Here is a 24,897-nt window from a genome sequence, read left to right as displayed (position 1 = left end):
GCCCGATTTTGAACTGGTCATCGTGGACCTGGTGACCCGCGTTGCGGGTCAGTCGGGCTAAACCGCTCCGCTGCTGAGCAGTATGGGGTGCGCGCACGGCGTTGGAAGCCGGGAAGCGCGCTTTCACCGTTAAACCGGAAGCCACCCAATATAACTTTCGGGCACAGCAACAAAGGCATACACCATAACGATGCTGACAGCGGTCAACAAGAGCGCGGCCAACCAACTCGTGCCACCTTTTCGACGCAAGCGCGCCGCAATCTCGGAACGCGGAGCCGCGTCGGACTCGATCCGCTGAATCGTCCGTTCAGCGTGCGTCTTGTACAGGAGATTGCCGAAGATTCCGAACGCAATGCTCGATGAATAGGACAGACTCTCCGAGACAAAACCCGCAAGGCCCACAAAACTCGCAACCCAGCAGAGCAGCGCGAAACCGGCCACGAAAAACAGAGTTTGCCGGTACATTTTCCGGTAGACGAGCCAGATCGGGCCAAGGGAGAACGCCGCCCAGTTCCACGACATCTTGTGCGTACGTCGATCGACACGCGTCCATTCGTTTAGATAATACGTCGCGTTCTTTCCGACGAAAATCGCTTCACTACTGTCATCGATAGCGGCTTTGTCCGTCATTTCCTGTTCCTGTCACGTCGTAATCGAAGCGTCGAGCGGTGGTATTTCTACGGCCGGGACCGAACGATCCGCAATTTTCGGAGGCATCGATGCACGCCTGCCTTAGAACCTGCCTATACTGCGCGCTCGCCACGATAGCAAGCAACATCGCGCGCGCCGACGAATCACTATTGAACCGCGGCAACGATCCGTTCTTCCAGATATCGCAATCCATCGCGCAGTGTCCCGCGCCGCTAGGACCGCTTACGACACGAAAGCAATGGCTCGACGAAGCGCATTATCGTATCGAGCGTGGAAATAGCTGCTGGATCGAAGGGCGCTGCCGTTTGTCCAACGCTTATCTTTACGATCCGGAAATAGCAGAGTCGCTAAAGCGGCGGCTGGCTGGCATCGCTGCGATCACGACATGGCGCGAGAAAACGTCGCTATGGATCATGATTCAGCGACGCTTTATCTACGTGCAAGGCTGCGTTTCGCCCGATTTCGATGCGGCGCGCTTCCTTGATGAACTAGCGAAAACAGCGGACGTAGAGCGGATTATCGACAATACGACTACCCATCCGCACTCTGGTTCGCTACCTTATGAGACGCGATCGAAATCGAATCCCGCACCAACGCGCTAAGGATCTTCCAATTCGTTATTGGCGATATCGCGAAGGCTATTCTTATACTCGATTCCTTTAGCCACTGCCGCGCCTAGCCACCATGCCCAAGGGAATCGCCGCGTTACTTTCCGTGATGTTGCTCGCGTTCTCGACGCTCACCGCACTCGGCGCCCGCGCGAATGAATCGAACGCTGCGTCCGAGTTGAAGATCGGCTTCGTGCCGGGACCCTACGCCGATGAATTCCGTCTGGGCGTCGAGCCGCAATTGAAGAAGAAAGGCTATACGGTCAAGTATGTCGAATTCAGCACCGGCCTTGAAGCGAATCAAGCCGTGTACCGCAACGAGATCGCCGCCAATGTAATGCAGCATGAGGTCTATCTGAAGTCCTATAACGATCGTAATTCAACCGATCTCGTCGGCGTGGTTCAGGTGCCTACGCCGCCCATGGGACTCTATTCGAAGAAGCACCGCTCGCTTGCCGAGGTGAAGGGCGGTGCACGTGTCGCGGTTCCGAACGACCCCGTCAATCTCGAACGCGCGCTCAAGATTCTGCAGCAGATCGGCTGGATCAAAATTCGTCCGAGCACGAATCCCGTCGATGTCACCGAACGCGACGTGATTGCCAATCCGGCGCATATTCGCATCGTACCGCTCGAATCGGCTCAAGCGCCGCGTGCGCTCGATGACGTCGATTTCGCGGCCATCCAGGGCAACTTTGCGATCTTCAGCGGCTACAAACTCACCGACGCACTCGCGCTCGAACAGATGACGCCGCCCTACATCAACCAACTCGTCGTCAAGGCCGCGAACCGCGACGCGCGCGCGACGCAGGATATCGTCGCGGCGTATCGGTCGGGTGAATTCCAGCAAGTCATTCGCAACAATCACTTCTACGACGGCTTCCGGTTGCCCGCTTATTTCACGAGCAACCCGTAAGGCGACGCACGCGCCTATGCATGTAACCGCACCGACGCGGCATCCGTCTCATACTCGGGAATGGCATCGCGAACGAGCAACAGATAAGCCACTGCGCCGATCAACGCGATACCCGCGCCAGTCAAAAGCGCCGGAACGAACGACCACGTCTGCGCGATGTAGCCCGTCAATATAGGGGCGAGCGCGCCTCCAAGAAAGCCGCCGAAATTCTGAATGGACGCGAGCGACGCGACCCGGCTAGGCGGCGCGGCGGCGGTGGCAAGCGACCACGCGCACGCGGACGACGCATTGGCCAGAAAGATGACGATCGAGATGCAGACGAGCGCGATCGTATTGCTTTCCACAAGCGCGGCGGGCACGGTGAACACGACCATGCCGATCATCGAAATGACTTGCGACGTTCTGCGCCCGGACACCGGGGAACTGCTCCGTTTCGTGATGCGGTCCGAGAGATACCCGGCCACGAGCGCGCCTAAAAAGCCGCAGAAAAACGGCACGGACGCGGCGACGCCGGTCAGCGCGAGGCTCATGTGACGCGCGGTTCGCAAGTAGCCGGGCAGCCACGTGAGATAGACCCAGTTCAGGTACACGGAACCGAAGAAGCCGATCAGCATGCCCCACGTCGTGCCGTAGGAAAACAATTTGCGCCATTCCGCGAAGGTCAGTTTCGGTGCGGGTGCGCGCGACGCGCTTTCATCGTCGCTGAGGTAGGCAAGCTCGGCCTCGGTCATGCGCGACTTGACCGGATCGCGATACAGCGCGATCCACACGACCGCGACGACAAGTCCCGCCGCGCCCGTCACGAAGAACGCCCAGCGCCAGTTGAATGCGACGATCAATATCGACAGACAGAGCGGCGCCAGCGCCGTGCCCAGCGGAGACGCCGAATTGAAGATACCGGTCGGGACGCCGCGCGAGCGCATCGGAAACCAGTTGCTCACGATACGCGCGGCCGAGGGATATTGAGGCGCTTCGCCGATGCCCAGAATGATCCGCGCGACGATGAAGTAGCCGAACGACGAAGCCAATCCGCCCGCCGCCTGCGCAATCGACCACACGACCAAGCCGATCCCGAGCAGCCAGCGCGGCCCGACCCGATCGACCAGCGCGCCGACCGGCAACTGACACAGCGCATAGCTCCACGAGAACGCCGAAAGCAGGATGCCCATCTGGCCGAGCGACAGGCCCAGATCGCCGCGGATCAATTCGTTCGCCACGGCCAGCGTGCCGCGATCCATATAGTTGATGATGCCGCTCACCATCAACAGCACGAGCGCCACGGTCTGGCTTCGCAATATGCGCGGCGGCGTGGCGCGAACCGCAGTCGTAACATCCATGTCTCGTCTCCGTTATGTTTTTATGGGTACAGCGCCTAAATCACGACCGGGATTCTGCTCCGACTCGCGACGAGCGGCGCGCGTACGCGTCGCCATGCTTCATGTTCGTAAGTGTCCGCGAGCCACGACTTCAGTTCCGACGTGAACGCCTTGTCCGCGAGATGGCGGATCAACTCATCGACCACTGCGGCGGAGGCCGCGTCGTTGCTTTCGTACAGCGACACGATGTGCTTCGGAACGATATTCGCGAGACCGCAAATCGACCCGGCCCCGCCCGCCTGTGTCGCCGCCGCGATCGTGTTCTCGGCACCGACGTACACATTCAGCGCGGGATGATTTTTTATCAGCGCCAGCGAGTGCGCAGCACTTCCCGCGCTGTCCTTGATCCCTGCGATAACCGGACCATAGCGCTCTCGCAAAACCGCGATCGACGTGTCGTCGAAGCCTACTCCGGCCACTTGCGGAATGTGATACAGAATGACCCGTAGCGCGGGATCGTTCGCCGCATCGATCACGCGGCTCACGGCGTCGGCCACGCCTTCGCTCGTCACGCCCTTGAAGAAAAACGGCGGCAACAGCAGGACGTTCGCGCAACCGCTAGCGAGCGCGTGCCGCGTGAGTTCGATCGCATCGCCGAGCGCCGCCGCGCCCGTGGCGGGAATCACGCGATCGGTCGAAACGCCGTGCGACAACATGGATTCAAGCGTGTCACGCCGTTCCGCGACCGTGAACGACGGGCCCTCGCCTGTCGTGCCGAATAGCGCGATGCCGTCGAGTCCGGCGGACCGCATCCGAACGACGTGGGCGTTCAACTGCTCGATGGCGACGCGGCCGTCGGCATCGAGCGGCGTCGGGACCGCGGCGTAAATTCCTTGTTCCTTGAACGACATCGTTTCTCCAGATTGTTTTGATCGCTGGCGCAAGCGTGGACGTGCGTGCGTCCAGGTGGAAATCGCACCGTCTACGCACTAACATGTTGGTCATACTATCAACGCGCGCGCAAGGCGGCAAACAAAATGGAGGACGTTCAGGGTATCTGCTAAGACATTCAGTGACCGGGCGTTGCGTTGCCCAGCATGCGCTGCTTGGCGCTCTCGATATGCGCGGACAGCGCGCGCACGGCTTCGTCGGCGTCGCGCCGCTTGATTGCGCCGATGATCTCCAGATGCTCCTGCATCGCGGGCGCGAGCGCTTCCGGCGTGAGGACCGTGTTCTCCAGCCGGATCAGCCGAATCCGCAGACTATTGACGCGGTAGATATCCGAAACGATGTCGTTGCCGAGCGAATCGATGATCCGGTCGTGCAGTCCCCAATCGACGGTCTGGGCGTCGTCGAGCAGTTGATCGTCTATTTTCCGGGCGGCCGCGCGCCGCAGAATGTCCTTGTGCGCGCGCTCGATCTGCGTGATTTCCTGATCCGACGCAACGCGGACAAAGTGCGCGACGGCTTCGCGTTCGAGCACCGCGCGCACCTGAAACGCGTTCCGGATGAGCTTCCAGTCGACGTGACAGATTTGCAGGCCGCGATGCGGCACGGTCTTGAGCAGACCCTCGGATTCCAGACGCGGCACCATCTCGCGGATCGCCCCGAGCGGCATGCCGGTCAGCGCCATGAGTTCCCGCTGAGACACGAATTGCCCCGGCTTGATATGACCATCGAGAATTTTCTGCGTGAAATTCTGGTACGCGAGCACCCGCAGCGACTTGCCGGATCGCTCGTCGGGCAGCTCGGTGTCATCGGCAACACGCTTCATTTTTTTGGCCTCTGAAAGTCTCGATAACGCGTTGACTACCGATCGTCTACGCGCCGACATGTTAGCATCGGCGCGCCTTATGAACGGCCGCAACGCGCCCTCCATGCGCCCCACTTGAGCGGACATTTGCCGCCGGGTCCATACTCCAGAAAATATCCAGCGGTGCGGCCCGTCCAAACCCCGTGACGCACCCGACATTTCCCCAACGAACCGCCCCATGTCACGCAACTCCCAAACGTCGCGTCCTCTCGTTATTGCCTCGGTCATGGCTTCAATGGCGATGGTCGCCATCGAAGCCACCATCGTGTCTACGGCCATGCCGCAGATCGTCGCGCAACTCGGCGACCTGCATCTGTATAGCTGGGTCTTCTCGTCGTTCCTGCTCGCGCAGACCGCGATGACGGTGATCTTCGGCAAGCTCGCCGATCTCTACGGCCGCAAGCCCGTCGTGCTCGTGGGCATCGCCATATTTCTGGCGGGGTCGGTGCTGGCGGGGTTCGCCACCTCGATGCCCGCGATGATCGCGTTCCGGCTCATTCAGGGCATCGGCGCGGGCGCGATCCAGCCGGTCACGCTCACCATCGTCGCGGATCTTTACCCGGCGCGCGAACGCGGCAAGGTGCAAGGTTATCTCGCGAGCGTCTGGGCCATCTCGGCGGTGGTCGGCCCGATGGTCGGCGGGTTCATCATCCACGACATGTCCTGGGCCTGGATTTTCTGGATGAACATTCCGATCGGCCTTGCATCGGCGGCGGGCTTCATCCTGTTCCTGCGCGAATCCGAACGCCACGCGCGCCCGTCCATCGATTACGCCGGCGCGGCGCTGTTCACCGCCGCGATCGCCGCGCTGATGATGTCGCTCACGTACTTCGGCAACGACGACCTCGTCAAAGCGGCCATCGCGGCCGGCGCATGTGTCGTGTGCCTGCTGCTTTTCCTGTGGCAGGAACGCCGCGCAACCGACCCGATGATCTCGTTCGCGCTCTGGAGCCGCCGCCCGATCGCCGCGTGCAACGCCGCGACCGTGCTGTCCGGCATGATCCTGATGGGCGCGACCACGTTCCTGCCGATGTACGTGCAGGGCGTGCTGCATCGTTCGCCGGTCGTGGCCGGTCTCGCGCTCACGATGATGATGGTCGGCTGGCCGGTCGGCGCGACTGTCGCCGCGAAGACCTTCGTGAAGTTCGGGCTGCGGCGGATCTTGATCGGCGGCAGCGCGTTTATACCGCTCGGCGCGGTGATGCTGATCGTGCTTTCGCCGACAAGCTCGCCCGTCATCGCGGCGCTCGGGTCGCTCATCATGGGCTTCGGCATGGGCACGTCGAGCGTGAGTTCGCTCGTGCTGATTCAGGAGATCGTCGATGTTGCGCAGCGCGGCAGCGCGACCGCCTCGAATCTGTTCTCGCGCAATCTCGGCAGCACGCTCGGCGCGACCTTGTTCGGCGCGGTCCTGAACTTCGGCCTGAGCCATTCCGGCAATATCGCGGCGGTCACCTCCGACCAGTTGAAGGCGTTGCTGCAGAATCAGAGCGGCGCGCTCGACGGCAGCGACGCGATCCGTCAGGTGCTGCATCAGTCGCTGCACCTGACGTTTCTATCGATCTTCGTGATCGGGATTTTCGTGGTCGTGCTGCTCTTGCTGGTGCCCGCCATCAAGCTCGCGCCCGCGAAACCGGTGCCGCTGGAAGCGTTCGCGCCGCTCGAAGATTAAAGCGCCGCCTGGTTCTCGGCATCCCACGCCGCGAGCCGGCCGAGTAATTGCGGCATGCGCGGCGCGCCCTGCCTTCCGCCGAACACTTCGCATTTCATCGCGGCGGCCACGCTCGCGGCTCGCACGGTCCGCGCGAGATCCCAGCCGTGCGCCAATCCGAATGCATAAGTGCCGTGCCAGATATCGCCGGCGTTGAGCGTATCGACGGCGCGAATGCGGGGCGTCGGGAAATGACGTAACTGTCTGGCCGAATGATTTGCAGCGTCGCGCTGCCAGATCACCGATCCACGCTCGCCGAGCGTCACGCCGATCACCCGCGCGCCGATCTCGCCCGCGATCTTCAACACGGCTTCTTCCGGCGTCGGCGCATCGACCAGCGAGCGCAGCGCCGGCTCGGAAAACAGAACGTGATCGGCGAGCGGAATCAGCGCGCGCAGATCGTCGACGGGCGCGACGTCCGCGTCGAGAATCGTCGGCACGTTGTGCTGCCGTGCCTTCGCGAAAACCGCGCGCGCGCCCTCCATCCAGCGCATGTCGCACAGCACCGCGCCCGCCGTTTCGATCTCGTGCAGCGGCAGCCACGCGGGATCGGGATCGAGCGCGGGATCGAAATACGGCACGACCAGGCGCTCGCCGTCGCGGTCCACGAGGATCGTCGAAATCGGCGTCCGCACGCCCGGTATCTGGCGGATGCCTTCCGCGCCGATGCCTTCCAGCCCGATATCGTCGATAAACATCCGGCCCGTCGTATCGTCGCCCACGCGCGTCCAGAGGCTCACAGCGCCGCCGAGACGCGCGACCGTGATCGCCGCCGCCGATGCCATGCCCGAGGCCGCCTGCACCGCCATTGAAGGCAGCACCTTGCCGTTCGACGGGATGTGTTCGACGCTGAAAATGGTGTCCCAAAGCGCGCAGCCGAGACAGATGACGCGAGTGCTGGACATGGCCGTTCTACAGCGCCGCGATGCGCGCGCGGAACTGCTCGGTCCCGGCGACGATCTTGTCGAGCACCGCATCGAGCGCCCAGAAACGCTCGCGCACGTCGTAATCGATCACGCGGCAGCGGATGGAATTGAACGTGCCGATCCGCTGGTGATACATCTTGGCGAACGCCGGATAGCCGAGCGATTCCGACACCGCCGCCACGACCAGAAACGCGGCGAGTTCCTCCGCGAGCGCGGGATCGTCTGCGCTGCGGCTGCGCAGCCACTGGTACAGATCAGGATGAAAGTTCGTGAACACGCCGTTGAAACCGGCCGATCCCGCCTTCATCGCGTCCCACGCAATGGCCGCGTTCGCGTTCAGGATCTTGAGCGGCGAACCTTCTGCGAGCGCGACGCGGCGCTTGACGGTCGCGAGATCGCAACTCACGTCCTTGAGCATGACGAAGCGGCCCGTGTCGATACACGCCTTCAGTTCATCGTCGGACAGCAGCCGCCGATACGGCGCCGGGCATTCGTAAAGACCGAGCGGCATGTCGGACGGCAAGCGTGCGAGCAGGCGTTTCAGATTGCCGAGAAACATTTCCGTGCCTTCGTGTTTCGGATCGAGCCGGTTCGTCACCAGCACGACGCCCTGCGCGCCGGATGCCGCCGCGACGCCGAGTTCTTCGGCTTGTTTGTCGGGGTCGTCGCTGATGTGGCCGGACACGACCACCGGCACGCGCCCCGCCACTTTATCCACGACGAACCGCGCGAGTTCGCCGCGTTCGGCGAGGCTTAGGAATTGCATTTCGCTCGATTGCGCGACGGCGAACAGCGCGTCGCTGCCGTGCTGCAAATACCATTCGATCAACCGCTCGACGCCGCCGTAATCGATCGCGCCGTTGTCGTCGAACGGCGTCAGCATGACCGGGATAATCCCTTCGACGACAGTTTTGGATTGGGTGGAATTGCTCATGGAATCTCTCCGTGGAATGAATGCGCGTCCGCTTGGCTAGAACGACTCAAGCCGCTTTCGGCGCGGCCAGAACGGCTGGCTCGTTTTCCGGAATCGGTGCGCGGACCAGCAGCAAATAAGCCAGCGCGCCGACGAGCGCGATGCCCGCGCCCGTAAGCAGCGCCGGCACGAACGACCAGGTCTGCGCGATATAGCCGGTCAGGATCGGCGCGAGCGCACCCCCGAGAAAACCGCCGAAATTCTGGATCGCACCGAGCGACGCGATCCGGCTCGACGGCGCGGCGGCGGTCGCGAGCGACCACGCACACGCCGACGACGCGTTCGCAAGAAAAATGACCACCGAGATGCACGCGAGCGCGATCGTATTGCTATCGACGAGCGCCGCCGGAATCGTGAACGCGACCATGCCGAGCATCGCGACCACGACCGAATTACGGCGGCCGGCGACCGGCGACGTGCTGCGTTTCGTGATGCGGTCCGAGACCCAGCCCGCGAGCAGCGCGCCGACGAATCCGCAGAAGAACGGCACGGCCGCCGCCACGCCGGTCAGCGCCAGGCTCATGTGCCGAGCGGTCCGCAGGTAGCCGGGCAACCATGTCAGATAGACCCAGTTGAGATAGACGGAGCCGAAAAAGCCGATCAGCATGCCCCACGTCGTGCCGTAGGAAAAGAGCGCGCGCCATTCGGCGAACGTGAGTTTAGGCGCTTGTTTCGCGGCGGGTTGCGCGTCCTGATCGAGATACGCGCGCTCGGCTTCGGTCATTGTCGAGCGGACCGGATCGCGATAGAAAGCCACCCAGATCACGGCCACGACGAGCCCTGCGCCGCCGGTGATAAAGAACGCCCAGCGCCAGTTCAAATGCGCGATCAGCACCGACAAGCACAGCGGCGCAAGCGCGACGCCGAGCGGCGAAGCTGAATTGAAGATGCCGGTCGGCGTGCCGCGCGAGCGCAGCGGATACCAGTTGCTGACCACGCGTGCCGCCGACGGAAACTGTGGCGCCTCGCCGATCCCGAGCACGATCCGCGCGATCACGAAATAGCCGAAGGTCGAGGCGAATCCGCCCGCCGCTTGCGCGAGCGACCAGATCACGAGCCCGATCCCGAGCAGCCAGCGCGGCCCGATCCGGTCGACGAGCGCGCCCACCGGCAGTTGGCACAGCGCATAGCTCCACGAGAACGCCGACAACAGCACGCCCATCTGACCCAGCGACAAGCCGAGGTCCGCGCGGATGAGGTCGTTGGCGATCGCGAGCGTGCCGCGATCCAGATAGTTGACCACGCCGCTCACCATCAGCAGCGCGAGCGCGACGGTCTGGCTGTGCCGTATCCGTGCGGGGGTGGATTGATTTGCCGTTGTGCTGTTCACGCTCGCGTCTCCTTGAATGTAATCGCTATGCAGGACTTTTTAGAGTGGTCCGATGAGCATTTCAACTTCGAACCACTGTCCTTTATTTAAAAGCCTATTCGTCCATTTGCATAGCGCTTACATATTTGCTCAAGAGGAGCCCTACGGTCAATCCACGATTGACTAATTACGGGCAAACACCTACCGTCAGCGTACCGCTTACATTCGCGCCCAAACGATGCCCGACCTTCCCACTTCCGCGTCAGACGCCACCGCCGAGCCTTTTCCGGCCGAGCCTTTTCCGGCCGAGCCAGTACTAGCCGACGTCGCGCGTGTCGCGGGTGTATCGACCGCCACCGTCTCGCGATTTTTGAACGAGCCGGAAAAAGTCACGCAGAAAACCCGCGCGCGGGTTCAGGCGGCGATCACGCAACTCGACTGGGTGCCGAACGCCGCCGCGCGTTCGCTCGTCTCGCGGCGTTCCTATGCCGTCGGCGCAATCGTGCCGACGCTCGAACACGAGAAGTTTCATCAACAGTTGCAGGCGTTCCAGCATCGGCTGGGCGAACGCGGGCTGGCGGTTTTCGTGGCGTGCTCGTCCTACGATCCCGAAGAAGGGTATCGACAGGCGCGCGGGATGCTGGCGCGCGGCGTCGACGCCATCGCGCTCCTCGGCGACGACTATCCCGACGCCCTGTTCGATCACTTGCGCGCCAAAAGTACGCCCTATGTCGTGACGTTCGGCAAACGCGTCGGCAGCGATCACCCGTGCGCGGGATTCGACCACGGCCACGCGTTCGCGCTCGTCACCCGCCGGTTGCTCGAACTCGGCCACACGCGGTTCGGCATCATTTTTCAGTCGCAGGAACAGAACAGCCGCGTAGAAGCGCGGCTCGCCGCAATCCGCGCCACGCTCGCCGAGAACGGCCTCGCGCTCCGGCCCGCGCACGTCGCGCTGATGAGCGACAACTCCAACGTCGGCCGCATTCCGTTCGCGCGCGCCAGCTTGCGCAAGATCATGGGCCAGAGTCCCGCGCCGACGGCCATCATTTGCGGCAACGATATTTTCGCGGTCGGTGCGCTGTTCGAGGCGCAAGAGATGGGGATCGACGTGCCGGGCGCGCTTTCGCTGAGCGGCTTCGACGACATCGAAATCGCCGCGCACACGCGGCCTCCGCTCACTACAGTGCGCGTCCCCGACCGGCAGATCGGCGAACTGGCGGCGGATTATCTGATCGACCGTCTGGCGGGACGCAGCCGCAACGACCCGCCGATGCTCGATGTCGAATTGATCGAGCGCGGTTCGACCGGGCCCGCGCCTTAAAGCGTTGCGCGTCCTTTAAAATCGCGTGATCCGTTTTGGCCTAAAGGTATTCGTTTGACTGGGGATCAGCAGGGCTTCATCCTCACCCGCCATTGGCGAGACACCGCCAGCGGCACCGAGATCCATTTCTGGCTCGCGACGGACGACGGCGCGCGCCAGATCCGCGTGCGTGCCCAACCGTCCGTGGCGTTCGTGCCGGCCGACGCGCGCGAGCGCGTAGAAACCGCCATGCGCGGCGAATCCGGCGCGGAACTGCGCCCGCTCGCGCTCAACGACTTCCGGCACCGGCCCGTCATGGGCCTTTATTGCCAGCAGTATCGACAGTTGAGCGCGTTGACCAAGCGCTTGCGGCAAGATGGAATCGATGTGTTCGAGGCGGATATCGTCCCGCCCGAGCGCTACATGATGGAGCGCTTCATCACCGCGCCCGTCTCGTTTCACGGCAATCCTGACGGCAGCGCGTTGCTGAACGGCGTGCTGAAACCCGCGCCGGACTACCGTCCGAATTTGCGCCTCGTCTCGCTCGATATCGAAACGAGCGCGAATACCGATCTCTATTCCATCGCGCTCGAAGGCTGCGGCGAGCGGCAGGTGTACATGCTCGGCCCGCCGAACGGCGACGCCGCGCCGATCGATTTCAAGCTCGACTATTGCGACACCCGCGCGCAGATGCTGGACAAGCTGAACGCATGGATCGCGCAGCACGATCCGGATGCGATCATCGGCTGGAACGTGATCCAGTTCGATCTGCGCGTGCTGCAGGCGCATTCGGAACGTCTCGGCATTCCGCTGCGGCTCGGCCGCGATGGCAGCGTCATGGAGTGGCGACAGCACGGTCTCAAACAGGGTCATTTCTTCGCGGCGGCGGCGGGACGTCTGATTATCGACGGCATCGAAGCGCTTAGATCGGCAACCTGGAGCTTCCCGTCGTTCAGTCTCGAACACGTTTCGCAGACCTTGCTGGGCGAAGGCAAAGCGATCGACGATCCCTACAGCCGGATGGACGAAATCCAGCGCCGTTTCGACGAAGACAAGCCCGCCCTCGCCCGCTACAACCTGAAGGATTGCGAACTCGTCACGCGCATCTTCGACGCGACGCAGATCCTCCCGTTCCTGCTTGAGCGCGCGACCGTCACAGGTTTGGCCGCCGATCGCAGCGGCGGATCGGTCGCGGCCTTTACGCATCTCTACTTGCCGAGAATGCACCGGCAGGGTTTCGTCGCGCCCAACCTGGGCGACGTAGCCGCCGCCGCGAGCCCGGGCGGCTTCGTGATGAACTCGCGCCCGGGGCTCTACGATTCCGTGCTCGTACTCGACTACAAGAGTCTCTATCCATCGATCATCCGCACCTTCCTGATCGATCCGGTCGGACTGGTGGAAGGTCTGCGCACGCCCGACGATGCGATGTCCGTTCCCGGCTTTCTCGGCGCGCGTTTTTCGCGGACGCGGCATAGCTTGCCCGCTATCGTCGGCGAAGTGTGGGCCGGGCGCGAAGCGGCGAAGCGCGAGCGCAACGCGCCGTTGTCGCAGGCGTTGAAGATCATCATGAATGCGTTCTATGGCGTATTGGGATCGACGGGATGCCGCTTTTTCGACCCGCGCCTCGCCTCGTCGATCACCATGCGCGGCCACGAAATCATGCACCGCACGCGCGAATTGATCGAAGCCGCGGGCTACGCGGTCATCTACGGCGACACCGATTCGACCTTCGTCTGGCTCAAACACGCGCATAGCGAAGAAGACGCGGCGAGTATCGGCCGGACGCTTGTCGAACAGATCAACCGTTTTTGGAGCGAGGACATCCGCGCGCGTTTCGGCCTTGAAAGCGCACTCGAATTGCAGTTCGAGCGGCACTACCGGCGCTTCTTCATGCCGACGATTCGCGGCGCGGAGGAAGGCAGCAAGAAGCGTTATGCGGGGCTGACGGTGCTGGCCGACGGCCGCGAGGAGATCGTCTATAAGGGGCTGGAAACCGCGCGCACCGACTGGACGCCGCTTGCGCAGCGGTTTCAGCAGGAGCTTTACGCGCGCATTTTCAGGGACGAGCCGTACCGCGATTACGTGCGCGAGTATGTGCGCCGCACGTTGAGCGGCGAATTCGATGAACTGCTGGTTTACCGGAAGCGGCTGCGCCGTCCGCTCGATGCCTACGAGCGCAACGTGCCGCCACATGTGCGGGCCGCGCGTATCGCCGATGATTACAACCGCGAGCGCGGGCGGCCGTTGCAGTATCAGCGGGGCGGGTGGATCAGTTACGTGATGACGGGTGCCGGGCCGGAGCCGCTGGAGACATGGCGGTCGGCGCTCGACTACGAGCACTATGTGAGCCGGCAGTTGCAGCCGATCGCCGATGCGATTTTGCCTATGCTTCGGGATGAGTTTCAGGTGCTTGTTTCGGGGCAGGGAACACTGTTCTGAGGGGTCGCTGGCGCTTGTGGTTCGGGGGACTCTGAGGGGTCGCTGGCGCTTGTGGTTCGGGGGATTTTGAGGGGTCGCTGGCGCTTGGGGTTCGGGGGATTTTGGACTTGCCCGAGGTTTGGGTCTTGCTGGCGCTCGTTTGCTTTTGTTTGCTTGTGCTTCTTGGGAACTTGCTTTCGTGTAGGTCTATTAGCACGCCGCTATGCGCGGCAGCAGTCACTTTCTTTGCTGCTGCAAAGAAAGTAACCAAAGAAAGCAGCTTATCCGCCTAAGTGTCCACCTCGAATAACCTTGCGGATAGGCGCGCAAGCTGATTCGGGTAACGCGCAGTTATTCGAATTGGCACAGCGCCTGTCAGTTCCATCCTCGCTGCGCTCGGACGTCGGGCATATCTGAAAACCGTTGGTTGGTTTCGCTTGTTCGGTTATGCCTTACCGGCGGGCACTTCGTGCCTGCCGGGATGGATGAGCGGTTCCACTCTGTTGTATGGTGCGATGGCCGAATCAGCTTGCGCACCACTCCCGGATATGGTTCGTGGTGGACACTTAGACGGATAAGCTGCTTTCTTTGGTTACTTTCTTTGCAGCAGCAAAGAAAGTGACTGCTGCCGCGCATAGCGGCGTGCTAATAAACCTACACGAAAGCAAGTTCCCAAGAAGCGCCCGAGCATCAGACGGTGTAACCCATCCACCCCAAGCCGCCCGACGGCGCCGAATCCCGTGCTTACTTTGAATACTTTCTTTGCAGCTAGCCAAAGAAAGTGACGGCACAGAGCGCGCGTGCGAATAAACCTACGCGAAAGCAAGTTCCCAAAGAGCGCAGGCAAACAAAAGCAAAAGCGCCAGCAAACCAAACCCCGTGCAAGTTCCTCGAAAGCGCAGAACAACCGCCCCCCCCAAGCGCCAGCACCCCCCCCCGTACTTGGCGTCGACTTCTTTCTCCTGTATTGATCAAATCCTGCGCGTACTGCGCAAAGCGAAAAACTCAAAGCCAACCGCAGGTCCACGACACTTCGATGGTCAAACGCCTAGACCTCTCGCCGGACAAGCCCATCGGTTTCGTGGCCATGGCCGCGATCGTCACCGCGGCGCTAACACTGCACGCTCGTGCGCAAACGCCTCCGCCGTTGTCGCCCCAGGCCCGGCTCAACACGAACGTCCAGGAACAGGCGAACAGCGTCCTCGCCATCATGTCGTACACCACCGTCCCAGACGTCACGACAAGTTCGCTCTCGATCAACAACGGTACATCCGGAAACCCGGGCTTCGGCCAAACGCAGCTGGGCGGCGGCTTTACGCTAAGCCGTTCGTTCCCGCTCTATCTCGAAGGCACGCTCGCATTCAGCCGATATGATCCGACGTTTGTCGCGACCGACGGCGCCGAACAGCGGTATTTGCCGGTCAAGTGGAACACGGCAAGCACGACGGTCGGCATCGGCTGGGATTTTCCGATCACCGACGAACTCAAGTTCCGGCCGATCATCAACGGCACGATCGGCCGCGTGGCAAGCGACTTGCGCGTGGCGCAAACGGTGCTCAACTACGTGGCGGACACCAACCTCCAGTTCCTCAAGGACGGCGCGCTCAACGCCTACGGATACGGCGGCTCGCTGATGCTGGATTTCGAGCACTACCGGGAAAAATACGAAATCGACGTCGAGTTGCGCGCGACCGATATCTACCTGCGCAGCTTCGGCAGTTCGACAGCGGGCGTGCAGGGATCGTCGAGCGCGCAACAGCTTAGTTTGTGGGCAAGGTGGCGCGCGCCCACGGGACTGACCGCGCTGCAAAAGCCGGTGCGTTACGTGCTCGAATCGGCTTACTCGCAGTACTTCGGCGACAGCGCCGGTGTGCTCGGCTTCAACAATCTGACGTCGATGGGCGTCGGCCTCGAACTGGACAGCAGTCAATATCCGGTGATCGTCACGCGCACGCGCGCGATGGTCCGCTACGTGTTCGGCCGCAACGTCCACGGCGTTTCGTTCGGATTCGCGATGAGTTTCTAAACCCGCGAGCGCAGTTTCCTCACTGCCTCACGCCAGTCCGTTCCCTTGCCTGAAACGGCCCGGCGCCACACCGAACGTCTCCTTGAATTTCTTGCTGAACGCCGCTTCGGACTGATAGCCGACTTCGGCCGCGACATCGTCGATGCTCTTCGTGCTGTGCGTGAGCAACCGGCTCGCAAGTTGCATGCGGATCTTGCCCAGCAGCACGAGCGGCGTGTCGTCGATAAGCGCGGAAAACGCGCGCACGAACGTGGCCCGCGACATCGCCGCAAGACTCGCGAGCCGTTCGAGCGTCCACGCTTCGGCGGGCTTTTCGAGCATCGCGATCACCGCTTGCCCGACGCGCCGGTTCGCGAGCAGCGCGAGCACACCGCCAAGCGACGGGTCGCGCGTGAGCCACGCGCGCAGGATCATCGTGAACAACGCCGTCGATAACGCCGACACGATCGACTGCGCGCCCGCCTGCACTTCTTCCGACTCACGGCGCATGGTGGCGACGAGCGCCGCGAGCGCGGCGTCGTCCATCGAGAGATGAATGAAATCCGGCAACGCATCGATCAAAAGCGCAGGCGTCGCGTACTCGAAGCGTCCGCACAGCAGATCGAGCGACGCGCCCTCGCCGCCGTGATTGCTGCGCACCGTGAGCGCGCCGTTGAAATGGCTTTGCATCGCATGCGGCGGCGCATTGCCCGCGACGCCGATCACGTGCGCGTCGCCGCGTGTGAGCAGCGCGATGTCGCCCGCGCGCAACTGGGTATCGGCGAAACCGGGGCGGCGCAGCGCACATTCGCCATCGAGCACGATGTGGTACGCCGCGACGCCCAGCGGCTCGGGCGCGTGATCGATCTCGACGGGTCCGCGGAACAGGCAGCGCAGGTCGAGCGCGCCCTGCACGCGTGAAAGCTGAATAAGACGGTCGAGTGCTTGCATGGTCGAGGGCGGAACCTTGAAGTTTTCGGTTGAGACGATTGCATCGCGAAACGAGACGCCCGCACGTGGCGGCGGCGGCCATCGAAACCGATACTGCTTCTCAACGGAGGCCATCCAGGCCACCGGACTTTCAAGGAATGATGCCATGCTGGACTGGAAACTTTATCGACAACAACTGTCTGGCCGGATTGGCGAAATCGCCGCGTTGACGCCCGATTCCGTCAAGGGATACCAGACTTTATCCAACGCCGGAAAGAAGACACAGCACCTCGACGACAAGACGCGCGAACTGATCGCAGTCGCGCTCGCCGTCTCGCTGCGATGCGACGGCTGTATCGCGGTGCATAGCGCCGAAGCCGTCCGGCTCGGCGCGACGCGCGAGGAAATTGCCGAGGCGCTCGGTGTCGCCATCGCGATGAACGCAGGCGCGACGATGGTGTATTCGGCGCGCGTCATGGATGCGATTGCGAACGATGCCGCCTGATTCGGCGCATTCCAAGCGGCGTGCGCGAACGATCGGACGAATCCGCGCGCACCAAACTCGAGCCCAAGCTTGAGACGATCGCGCGGTTCGATGAGCCGCGCGAGCATTCTCGGCGACGCGTGCAGCACGTAAATTCCTTTCAACGAGCAGAAACGCCCGAACACTAACTGGAGCTTGATGATGACGAATAATCGCGGTCCCATGCCGGTCTCGTATTTCGGCATCGTCGTAGGTGTGCTCGCACTGGCTAACGCGTGGCGCGTGGCCAGCAGAATCTGGCCGGTATCGACGGAAATCGGCACGCTGATGACGCTGGCGGGTTTGGCCCTCTGGCTCGTTGCGCTCGCCGCTTACGCGCACAAATGGCTGTATCACGCCGACGATGCCCGCGCCGAGTTCGCCCATCCGGTGCAATCGTCGTTCACCGCGCTGCTGCCGGTGTCGAGCCTGCTCGCCGCGCAAGCGCTCCTGCCCTATTCGCGCCCGGTGGGAATCGCGGTGTTCGGCGTGGCGGCGCTCGCCGCCCTCGCGCTCGGCGTCTTCATGCACGGCACGCTTTGGCAAGGTGGACGCAAGCCGGAACACATCACGCCCGCGATCTACCTGCCCGCCGTCGCATCGAGTTTCGTTGGCGGCACCGCCGCCGCGTCCTTCGGGTTCCCGCAACTGGGCATGTGGTTCTTCGGCGCGGGGCTGCTGTCATGGCTTGCGATCGAATCGATCCTGCTGCATCGTGCCGCCGTGAACGACCCGACGCCCGAAGGCTTCCGTCCGATACTCGGCATCCAGCTCGCTCCGCCGGTCGTCGGTGGCGTGACGTACATGAGTCTGACGAGCGGCAGTCCTGACCTGTTCGCGCATCTGCTGCTCGGCTACGGGATTTATCAGGCGCTCATGCTGCTGCGTCTGCTGCCGTGGATCCGCCAGCAAGCGTTCGCACCGTCGTACTGGGCGTTCAGCTTCGGCGTTGCCGCCCTGCCGACGCTCGCGATGCGGATGGTCGAGCGCGGCGCGACCGGTCCGATCGAATGGCTCGCGGTAGCGCTTTTCATCGCAGGCAACGCGATCATCGGTCTCTTGATCGTCAAGACTCTTGGACTGGCGGTGCGCGGAACGCTTCTTCCGGTTGCCATCACCGCTTCGCCGGCACCGGTTTTGCAAGCATCGTCCACGCAGTGATCGCGCTGCCCACCGCAAGCGCAGCCGCGATCAGCAACACCAGCCGATAACCCGCAACAAACGACTCGCCGACGACCCGCCGCACGCGCGGGTCGTCGCTCGTGATGGCGGCGAGCAGCGGGCGCTGTGCATCGACGGCCTGGCGTGCGCTCGATGAGAGCGCGAGCGTATCGAGCTTCAGGTCGAGTACGCGATTGAAGTGAAACGACAGCACGAGGCCGAATAGCGCAATGGCGAGCAATCCGGCGATTCGCGAGACGGCGTTGTTCACGCCGGAAGCCGCGCCGGAATCGTCGATGGGCACGGCGTTCATCACGGCCGTGGTCAGCGGGGCCACGCTCACGGCCATGCCGAAGCCGAGCACGGTCATCGGCGGAAAGACGGTGCGCCAGTAGCCGCCGCCGGTGCCGCTCCATGCAAGCCAGCCAAAACCTGTCGCGACGATCAGCGGCCCCGCGACCAGCGGCAGCCGCGCACCGTAAATCGCGATCAACCCGCCCGACCAGCGCGACAACGCAAATATCAGAAGAATCAGCGGCAGCAGCGCGCCGCCCGCTTCAGTCGCCGTGTAATGCTCGACCTGGATCAGCTTGAGCGGCAGGAAGTACATCATCCCGCTCAAGCCCGCGTAGAGAAACAGCGTAATCAGGTTCGCGCCGCTGAACGTGCGCGAGCGAAAGAGTGCGAGCGGCACCATCGGCGAAGCGGAACGCGCTTCCACCGCGACGAACACGCCGAGCGCGATCACGCCCGCCAGCGCGGTCGCCGCGATGAGCACACCGCCGCGCGACGCCTCGATCAGCGCGAACGTCACCGCGCCGAGGCCCGCGCAGGCGAGCACGGCGCCCGCCCAGTCGAGCTTTTGCGGCATCGATTCGTTGCGGCTTTCCGGCACGCCCGCGAGCGCGCTCCACACGACGACCGCGGCCAGCGGCAAGTTGATGAAAAACACGGCGCGCCATGACAGATGCTCGATCATCCAGCCGCCCGCGACCGGACCGATTGCGGCGGTGATCGCCGTGAAGCCGGACCATGTGCCGATGGCCTGGCCCCGTTGATCGGCGGGAAAGGACGCGCTGATGAGGGAAAGACTGCCCGGCACGAGCAGCGCCGCGCCGATGCCCTGCGCGGCGCGCGCGGCGATCAGCATATCGACCGATCCCGCCACGCCGCACGCAGCCGAGGCCACCGCGAACACGAAAACGCCCGCGATAAACACTTTGCGCCGGCCGTAGCGATCACCGAGCGATCCACCGAGCAGCAACAGCGAAGCCAGCGCGAGCGCATACGCTTCAACGACCCATTGCAGGTCGCTAGCGGTCGCGTGAAAGTCCGCCTGGAGCGCGGCGAGCGCCACATTGACAATGGTTCCGTCGATAAACGCCATGCTCGAACCGAGGATGGTCGCGACCAGCACCCACGTCGTGCTCGCAAAGCGGCTCATGGAAGCCTTTCGTCTCAGGTTGGACTGCGCGGAACTTGGACCTCGGACTTTACTGCATGCGATCCTCGCACGCCATTTTCAAAAGTCCTTCCAGTTCCGGCAGGTCCACCGGCTTCGTCAAATGCAGGTCGAAACCCGCTGCGCGCGTGCGGGCGCGGTCGTCGTCGGAACCAAGCCCCGTCATGGCCGCGACCACGACCGTGCGCGGCGTCGCGGCGCGAAGGCGGCCAATCGCCTCGAAACCCGTCATGGTCGGCATGGAAAGGTCGAGCAGAACGGCGTGCGGATCGAAATCGCGCACGATCGACAACGCCTGCAGCGCGTCGTAAGCGACCAGCGTCTCGTGTCCGAGCACGTTGAGCAGGACTGCCATGCTGTCGGCTGAATCCTTGTTGTCGTCCACGACGAGAACGCGCACCGCTTGCTTGTGCTCCATCATCATCCGGTCGAGCGGCGCAAACGTTTGCAAGGGCGTGCGCGCTTTCGGCAAGCGCACCGTGAACGTGCTGCCGGTATTGCGCCCGAGGCTCGCCGCCTCGATCCGCCCGCCGTGCAATTCGATAATCGCGCGCGCCAGCGTCAGTCCGATCCCGAGGCCGCCTTCGTCGTGATTCGCGCCGGGCGCGTGTTCCTGAACGAAGAGATCGAAGATCGACCCGAGCGCGGCTTCCGATATCCCTCGGCCCCGATCCACCACGCGCACCGCCACGAAACCGCCTTCGTCGAGCACGTTCAGCAGAATCTCCGTCCCGCGAGGACTGAATTTCGCCGCGTTGTTGATGAGGTTCTGAAACACTTGCGCCAGCCGCGTCGGGTCGCCGATCACGTGCAGCGGTTCGTCCGGAAAGCGCAGCGTGAGTTTCTGGTCGCGCGCGTGGATGAGCGGCTCGCTGCCCTCGGCGCTCAGGCGCACGACGTCGGTCATCGACACGCTCTCGCTGCCCAGATGAATCTTGCCGGTGGAAATGCGCCCGGCATCGAGCAGATCGTCGACCAGCCGCGTCAGATGCGCCAGTTGCCGGTCGACGATATTGCGGCTCTGAATGACCTCGATATCCTCGGTCGCCTTCACCTTCAGAATGCTCACGGCGTTGCGGATCGGCGCGAGCGGATTGCGCAGTTCGTGAGCGAGCAGCGCGAGAAATTCGTTCATGCGGCGGCTCGATGCTTCCAGTTCCTCCAGCCGCCGGCGCTGCGTCATGTCGCGCGTGACTTTTGCGAATCCCTGCAGATTGCCATCCGCGTCGCGCAACGCCGTGATGACGACGTTCGCCCAAAACGTCGATCCATCCTTGCGCACGCGCCACCCTTCGTCCTCGACACGGCCGACGCGCGCAGCCGTTTCAAGCTCGCGACCGGGTTTGTCGATGGCGAGATCTTCCGGCGTGTAGAACGTCGAAAAATGCTGTCCGATAATTTCCGTCGGCGCGTAACCCTTGATGGCCTGCGCGCCCGAATTCCAGGTCGCGATGGTTCCGTTCGGGTTCAGCATAAAGATCGCGTAGTCCTTCACCGACTGAATGATGAGCCGGAATTTCTCGTCGGCATCCGCAATGCGGCGGCGCTCGGTGATGTCGTGCAGGAAGAACGCGAACTGGATTTCGCCGTCGAAATCGAAGCGGCTGATCGTGATTTCGACGGGAAACTCCTCGCTGGTGCTCCGCTTGACGACCGTTTCAACGCGCTGGTCGAGCGGATACGCGCCGCGCGTGAGCACGTGCTGCCCGTGCGGGCCGGGCGATTCGCGAAAGCGGGCCGGCACGATCAGGCTTACCAGTTCCAGGCCCATCGTGTCGGCCGCCTGCCAGCCGAAAATGGTCGTGGCAGCGCGGTTCCAGTCGATGATCCGACCGTCGGCATCGACGCACACGAACGCCTCGTTCGCGGCTTCGAGGATCGTGCGGCGGCGTTGAAGCGCGTCGCTCAGACGGCTTTCGTAAGCCTCGCGCAACGAGGTTTGCGCGTTCAGTTCCGCGACGATCGTCGCCCGTTCCTCGATCAGCCGTTCCTTCTCGCTGCGCGTACGGTGCCGCGCCATCGTGCTCGCGATACTCGACGCAAAGACTTCGAGCGTCTGGATATCGGTATCGGAGAAATTGACGGGAACGTCGGAAATGAGCTTTAGCACCGCCACTGCATGGCCTTCGTGAATCACGGGCGCAACCACCATCGCGGCCGCGCGGACCTTGCGGCACGCCTCGGCGTCCACGCGCGGATCGACGCTCGTGTCGGGGCTGACGAGCACCGCGCGCTCCTTGATGCAAAGGCCGGAAAGACTGTTCGCCAAAGCCATGCGCGTGCCGACGTGGCGTTTGACCGCGCCGCTCGCCGCGCGATACACGAGCTCGCCGCCCTCGATCCATTCGATCACGGTGGATGTCGCCGCGGTCATTTCCAGAAGCGTGCTCGACACGAGATCGAGGTAAGCGTCGAGCGGCAGATCCGAACTCGACAGGCTGATAGCCGCGAGAAACGAAGACTTCAAGCGGGCCGTGAGAACCGGCGGACTAGCGGCGTGGGCGATGCTCGTCGCTTCGCCGCCGATCCGGCCCGCATCGTCGGGTGGGCTCGATTCCGAATGGTCCATCTCCGCCTTTAAAAAGGTTCTGAATCATCGAACGTACAGCCGAGCGGGAATCGCCTTGATCTCATTGGAGCAAGCCGCTCGATGCAACTGATTCCCCCGTTTTTATCATACTAAAATCCGGCCCGCGGTTCGTGGCAAGCGCCGCCGCGAAACACTTTTTGAACGCGGGCGATTGTCGCGAATACTCGATTGCGCAGCTATTACTTGATGAATAGACCGCTTGCGGCAAGTTCTTCCTTCTGCGAGCACGCGATGGCCGATCGATCCGGCATTGCATGCGGTCTCGGTTAAACTTCGACCGGGTGGCGCCTGTCGAACAAGCAGGCTAGACCTGATCGAGGAAGAGCACTCGCGCGCCGCCTGGAGCCATTGCCATGCAATCAAACGACGACGACCTCTCGAATTTTGAAGCGCACGGTGCAGCGCCGCTTCCGCCCGACGCCGACGAAGGCTACGTCGAACACGACGGCGCGCGCATTCATTACGCGGCTTTCGGCGACGGCAAACCCGTGGTCCTGCTGCATGGCGGTTTGGGTCACGGCGGCAACTGGGGTCATCAGGTTCCGGCGGTGGTCGGCGCGGGATATCGCGCCGTGCTCATCGACAGCCGCGGACACGGCCGCAGCACACGTGACGCGCGTCCGTACAGCTACGAACTGATGGCATCCGACGTGCTCGCCGTAATGGACGCGTTGAGCATCGAGCGCGCGGCTTTCGTCGGCTGGAGCGACGGCGCGTGTGTCGCGCTGATTCTCGGCGCGCAATCGCCGGAGCGCGTCGCGGGCGTATTCTTTTTCGGCTGCAACATGGACCCGGGTGGCACCAAGGATTTCGTGCTGGATCCGGTGATCGACCGGTGTTTCAAACGGCATTCGAAGGACTACGCGGATTTGTCGGCGACGCCGGACGATTTCAGTCAGTTCGTCGGCGCAGTCAGCCTGATGATGCGCACCGAACCCAATTATTCGGCACAGGATCTGGCGAAAATACGCGTACCAGTCACGATCGTGCAAAGCGAACACGACGAGTTCATCAAGCTCGACCACGCGCAATATCTGGCGAACACGATTCCGGGCGCCGAGTTCCTGCTGCTTCCCGATGTAAGTCACTTCGCGCCCGTGCAGCGGCCGGACACCTTTAATCAAGCCGTACTCGCGTTCCTCGCAAAACTCGATTGAATGATTGCGTAAATGCGGCTGGAGATTTCCAGCCGCGCTCCGCTCAATGGAAGTCGTTTGTTTCGAGTTCGACCGATTGGCCGCCGTTCTTTTCCAGCACGCGCCGCGCGGCGTTTTCGATTTGCGCCCGATTCGCCTCGAAGGTGCTGACGAGATCGTGAGAGGACGTCCCCTCGTTGCCGAAATGATCTGACAAAGCGTCGAGCGAGACGCTGCACCACACATCGTTCCCGTTCACGGTGGCCTCGAATGCAACACGCGCTGCGGCCACGACTTCGCGGCGTCCGGTAAATTCAATTGTCATATCACCCTCTTTGGTCGAAAGATAGCCACGGCGTTGCAAATGCCGTGCCCCGGCCACGTTGCGCGGTGGCACTAGTCTGATCTTAGGTCGCGATGCGACCGCGCGCTGGGGTTTTCCGGCTTTTCAGCATTTCCGACATTTAGGATGACGCACAGTAAGCGTGCGCGAGAACCGGCCCGGCAAGCATGCGCCGATCACGCCGTTTTTTTGCAGGATTTGCAGCGGTCCGGTCACAAGAACATTGTGTGCCGGTCAGAAATGCAAATATCGCCGCGCTGCCGCCGACACCCCGCGCACGCATCCCTACACTCGCCTGGCATTTCGCTTGCTTAGTTGACTGGGCGCAGACAGCGCGATTCCCGTTTCAAGCCTCGACCCGCGTCCCGGAGACCACCATGCGAGTGTTAGTCATAGACGATCATCAAGAATCCGCCGACGCGCTCGCGGCCGTTGCATCGGAACTCAGCCACTCGGTGACCGTGGCCTACGACGGACAAACCGCGCTGCAAATCACGGAAACGCAAAGTTTCGATGTCGTCTTTTTCGACGTAGGACTGCCCGATGTGGATGGCCGCGAGTTATGTCGGCTGATGCGGGAGACCGGCGCTTCGCGCGATGCGTGCGTGATCGCCGTGACCGGTCGGACCGATCTTCGCGGCGACGATTTCGCCTCGTTCGACGGGTATCTGCACAAACCCATCTCGTCGGCCGCGTTGAAACGCGCGCTCGAAATGTGGGAAACCGCCATCCCCGATGCACTGGCCGATCCGTTGATCGCAGCTCCCGCGGCCGGCCAGTCGCCGCCGCCGCTCGCGTCCTGATCC

21 protein-coding genes are annotated in these 24,897 nt (G+C 62.8%); 10 read left to right on the top strand and 11 right to left on the bottom strand.

Annotation, left to right across the window (positions count from 1 at the left end):
* Positions 1 to 129: 129 nt before the first annotated feature.
* Positions 130 to 630 carry a DUF2628 domain-containing protein gene (locus AC3D25_RS24075; RefSeq protein ID WP_488890974.1) on the bottom strand — a complete coding sequence of 167 codons (501 nt, stop codon included), beginning with the start codon at positions 628 to 630 and terminating at the stop codon, positions 130 to 132.
* An 89-nt stretch (positions 631 to 719) separates the two neighbouring features.
* Here AC3D25_RS24075 and AC3D25_RS24070 point away from each other — a divergent pair, with 89 nt between their 5' ends.
* Both AC3D25_RS24070 and AC3D25_RS24065 read left to right on the top strand, forming a co-directional pair.
* The gene (locus tag AC3D25_RS24070; RefSeq protein ID WP_488890973.1) at positions 720 to 1,253 is read left to right on the top strand and encodes a hypothetical protein; all 534 of its coding nucleotides are present in this window, start codon (positions 720 to 722) and stop codon (positions 1,251 to 1,253) included.
* A gap of 115 nt (positions 1,254 to 1,368) precedes the next feature.
* Positions 1,369 to 2,172, top strand: a complete 804-nt coding sequence (locus AC3D25_RS24065; RefSeq protein WP_488891074.1) for a MetQ/NlpA family ABC transporter substrate-binding protein — start codon at positions 1,369 to 1,371, stop codon at positions 2,170 to 2,172.
* Positions 2,173 to 2,186: 14 nt separating this feature from the next.
* Here the strand turns inward: AC3D25_RS24065 and AC3D25_RS24060 are convergent, their stop codons facing one another.
* From AC3D25_RS24060 to AC3D25_RS24050, 3 genes are all read right to left on the bottom strand, one after another.
* The gene (locus AC3D25_RS24060; protein ID WP_488890972.1) at positions 2,187 to 3,509 is read right to left on the bottom strand and encodes an MFS transporter; all 1,323 of its coding nucleotides are present in this window, start codon (positions 3,507 to 3,509) and stop codon (positions 2,187 to 2,189) included.
* A 35-nt stretch (positions 3,510 to 3,544) separates the two neighbouring features.
* A complete protein-coding gene (locus AC3D25_RS24055) occupies positions 3,545 to 4,399 on the bottom strand; it encodes a dihydrodipicolinate synthase family protein (protein ID WP_488890971.1) in 855 nt (284 codons plus the stop codon).
* A 158-nt stretch (positions 4,400 to 4,557) separates the two neighbouring features.
* On the bottom strand, positions 4,558 to 5,262 hold the full coding sequence (locus AC3D25_RS24050) for a GntR family transcriptional regulator (protein ID WP_488890970.1): 705 nt from the start codon (positions 5,260 to 5,262) through the stop codon (positions 4,558 to 4,560).
* A gap of 217 nt (positions 5,263 to 5,479) precedes the next feature.
* On the opposite strand from AC3D25_RS24050, the gene AC3D25_RS24045 reads away from it, so the two are divergent.
* Positions 5,480 to 6,973, top strand: coding sequence for an MDR family MFS transporter (locus AC3D25_RS24045; protein WP_488890969.1), 1,494 nt, complete (start codon positions 5,480 to 5,482; stop codon positions 6,971 to 6,973).
* Here the strand turns inward: AC3D25_RS24045 and AC3D25_RS24040 are convergent.
* From AC3D25_RS24040 to AC3D25_RS24030, 3 genes are read right to left on the bottom strand one after another with little or no spacing between them, the layout of a single operon-like run.
* The gene (locus AC3D25_RS24040) at positions 6,970 to 7,917 is read right to left on the bottom strand and encodes a PfkB family carbohydrate kinase (RefSeq protein WP_488890968.1); all 948 of its coding nucleotides are present in this window, start codon (positions 7,915 to 7,917) and stop codon (positions 6,970 to 6,972) included. The two genes, AC3D25_RS24045 and AC3D25_RS24040, sit on opposite strands and share 4 nt — an antisense overlap.
* Before the next feature lie 7 nt (positions 7,918 to 7,924).
* Positions 7,925 to 8,872, bottom strand: coding sequence for a dihydrodipicolinate synthase family protein (locus AC3D25_RS24035; RefSeq protein WP_488890967.1), 948 nt, complete (start codon positions 8,870 to 8,872; stop codon positions 7,925 to 7,927).
* A gap of 46 nt (positions 8,873 to 8,918) precedes the next feature.
* Positions 8,919 to 10,241 (bottom strand): MFS transporter, encoded by a 1,323-nt coding sequence (locus AC3D25_RS24030; protein WP_488890966.1) that lies wholly within the window; start codon positions 10,239 to 10,241, stop codon positions 8,919 to 8,921.
* 217 nt (positions 10,242 to 10,458) lie between these two features.
* On the opposite strand from AC3D25_RS24030, the gene AC3D25_RS24025 reads away from it, so the two are divergent.
* From AC3D25_RS24025 to AC3D25_RS24015, 3 genes are all read left to right on the top strand, one after another.
* Entirely contained in the window at positions 10,459 to 11,544 is a 1,086-nt protein-coding gene (locus AC3D25_RS24025; protein WP_488890965.1) for a LacI family DNA-binding transcriptional regulator, read from the top strand.
* Between the two features lie 54 nt (positions 11,545 to 11,598).
* Positions 11,599 to 13,962, top strand: coding sequence for a DNA polymerase II (locus tag AC3D25_RS24020; RefSeq protein ID WP_488890964.1), 2,364 nt, complete (start codon positions 11,599 to 11,601; stop codon positions 13,960 to 13,962).
* 1,066 nt (positions 13,963 to 15,028) lie between these two features.
* The gene (locus AC3D25_RS24015) at positions 15,029 to 15,967 is read left to right on the top strand and encodes a hypothetical protein (protein ID WP_488891073.1); all 939 of its coding nucleotides are present in this window, start codon (positions 15,029 to 15,031) and stop codon (positions 15,965 to 15,967) included.
* 27 nt (positions 15,968 to 15,994) lie between these two features.
* Here the strand turns inward: AC3D25_RS24015 and AC3D25_RS24010 are convergent, their stop codons facing one another.
* Positions 15,995 to 17,044: an AraC family transcriptional regulator gene (locus AC3D25_RS24010; protein WP_488890963.1), complete on the bottom strand. Its 1,050-nt coding sequence runs from the start codon at positions 17,042 to 17,044 to the stop codon at positions 15,995 to 15,997.
* Here AC3D25_RS24010 and AC3D25_RS24005 point away from each other — a divergent pair.
* Positions 17,043 to 17,381, top strand: a complete 339-nt coding sequence (locus AC3D25_RS24005) for a carboxymuconolactone decarboxylase family protein (RefSeq protein WP_488890962.1) — start codon at positions 17,043 to 17,045, stop codon at positions 17,379 to 17,381. The two genes, AC3D25_RS24010 and AC3D25_RS24005, sit on opposite strands and share 2 nt — an antisense overlap.
* A gap of 180 nt (positions 17,382 to 17,561) precedes the next feature.
* Positions 17,562 to 18,560, top strand: a complete 999-nt coding sequence (tehA, locus tag AC3D25_RS24000; protein WP_488891072.1) for a dicarboxylate transporter/tellurite-resistance protein TehA — start codon at positions 17,562 to 17,564, stop codon at positions 18,558 to 18,560.
* Here tehA and AC3D25_RS23995 read toward each other — a convergent pair.
* Together AC3D25_RS23995 and AC3D25_RS23990 are read right to left on the bottom strand one after the other, a co-directional pair.
* The gene (locus tag AC3D25_RS23995; RefSeq protein WP_488890961.1) at positions 18,514 to 20,004 is read right to left on the bottom strand and encodes an MFS transporter; all 1,491 of its coding nucleotides are present in this window, start codon (positions 20,002 to 20,004) and stop codon (positions 18,514 to 18,516) included. The genes tehA and AC3D25_RS23995 overlap by 47 nt on opposite strands.
* Positions 20,005 to 20,053: 49 nt before the next feature.
* The gene (locus AC3D25_RS23990) at positions 20,054 to 22,591 is read right to left on the bottom strand and encodes a PAS domain S-box protein (protein WP_488890960.1); all 2,538 of its coding nucleotides are present in this window, start codon (positions 22,589 to 22,591) and stop codon (positions 20,054 to 20,056) included.
* 374 nt (positions 22,592 to 22,965) lie between these two features.
* Here AC3D25_RS23990 and AC3D25_RS23985 point away from each other — a divergent pair, with 374 nt between their 5' ends.
* Complete coding sequence (locus AC3D25_RS23985; RefSeq protein WP_488890959.1) at positions 22,966 to 23,769, top strand: alpha/beta fold hydrolase; 804 nt, start codon at positions 22,966 to 22,968, stop codon at positions 23,767 to 23,769.
* 43 nt (positions 23,770 to 23,812) lie between these two features.
* Here the strand turns inward: AC3D25_RS23985 and AC3D25_RS23980 are convergent, their stop codons facing one another.
* A complete protein-coding gene (locus AC3D25_RS23980) occupies positions 23,813 to 24,073 on the bottom strand; it encodes a DUF1488 family protein (protein ID WP_488890958.1) in 261 nt (86 codons plus the stop codon).
* A 245-nt stretch (positions 24,074 to 24,318) separates the two neighbouring features.
* On the opposite strand from AC3D25_RS23980, the gene AC3D25_RS23975 reads away from it, so the two are divergent.
* On the top strand, positions 24,319 to 24,894 hold the full coding sequence (locus tag AC3D25_RS23975; RefSeq protein WP_488890957.1) for a response regulator: 576 nt from the start codon (positions 24,319 to 24,321) through the stop codon (positions 24,892 to 24,894).
* Positions 24,895 to 24,897 lie beyond the last annotated feature (3 nt).

Source organism: Caballeronia sp. SL1002 (assembly GCF_057814995.1).
The sequence above is the reverse complement of the archived record's forward strand: the minus strand, read 5'-3'. Positions and strand labels throughout refer to the sequence as shown.

Coding starts and splice junctions, on each gene's coding strand:
- AC3D25_RS24050 (WP_488890970.1), bottom strand. CDS start 5,262: ATGAAGCGTGTTGCCGATGACACCGAGCTGCCCGACGAGCGATCCGGC.
- AC3D25_RS24015 (WP_488891073.1), top strand. CDS start 15,029: ATGGCCGCGATCGTCACCGCGGCGCTAACACTGCACGCTCGTGCGCAA.
- AC3D25_RS24040 (WP_488890968.1), bottom strand. CDS start 7,917: ATGTCCAGCACTCGCGTCATCTGTCTCGGCTGCGCGCTTTGGGACACC.
- AC3D25_RS24025 (WP_488890965.1), top strand. CDS start 10,459: ATGCCCGACCTTCCCACTTCCGCGTCAGACGCCACCGCCGAGCCTTTT.
- AC3D25_RS24060 (WP_488890972.1), bottom strand. CDS start 3,509: ATGGATGTTACGACTGCGGTTCGCGCCACGCCGCCGCGCATATTGCGA.
- AC3D25_RS24075 (WP_488890974.1), bottom strand. CDS start 630: ATGACGGACAAAGCCGCTATCGATGACAGTAGTGAAGCGATTTTCGTC.
- AC3D25_RS23985 (WP_488890959.1), top strand. CDS start 22,966: ATGCAATCAAACGACGACGACCTCTCGAATTTTGAAGCGCACGGTGCA.
- AC3D25_RS24010 (WP_488890963.1), bottom strand. CDS start 17,044: ATGGCATCATTCCTTGAAAGTCCGGTGGCCTGGATGGCCTCCGTTGAG.
- AC3D25_RS24005 (WP_488890962.1), top strand. CDS start 17,043: ATGCTGGACTGGAAACTTTATCGACAACAACTGTCTGGCCGGATTGGC.
- AC3D25_RS24055 (WP_488890971.1), bottom strand. CDS start 4,399: ATGTCGTTCAAGGAACAAGGAATTTACGCCGCGGTCCCGACGCCGCTC.
- AC3D25_RS24070 (WP_488890973.1), top strand. CDS start 720: ATGCACGCCTGCCTTAGAACCTGCCTATACTGCGCGCTCGCCACGATA.
- AC3D25_RS23995 (WP_488890961.1), bottom strand. CDS start 20,004: ATGAGCCGCTTTGCGAGCACGACGTGGGTGCTGGTCGCGACCATCCTC.
- AC3D25_RS23980 (WP_488890958.1), bottom strand. CDS start 24,073: ATGACAATTGAATTTACCGGACGCCGCGAAGTCGTGGCCGCAGCGCGT.
- AC3D25_RS24035 (WP_488890967.1), bottom strand. CDS start 8,872: ATGAGCAATTCCACCCAATCCAAAACTGTCGTCGAAGGGATTATCCCG.
- tehA (WP_488891072.1), top strand. CDS start 17,562: ATGACGAATAATCGCGGTCCCATGCCGGTCTCGTATTTCGGCATCGTC.
- AC3D25_RS24065 (WP_488891074.1), top strand. CDS start 1,369: ATGTTGCTCGCGTTCTCGACGCTCACCGCACTCGGCGCCCGCGCGAAT.
- AC3D25_RS24045 (WP_488890969.1), top strand. CDS start 5,480: ATGTCACGCAACTCCCAAACGTCGCGTCCTCTCGTTATTGCCTCGGTC.
- AC3D25_RS23990 (WP_488890960.1), bottom strand. CDS start 22,591: ATGGACCATTCGGAATCGAGCCCACCCGACGATGCGGGCCGGATCGGC.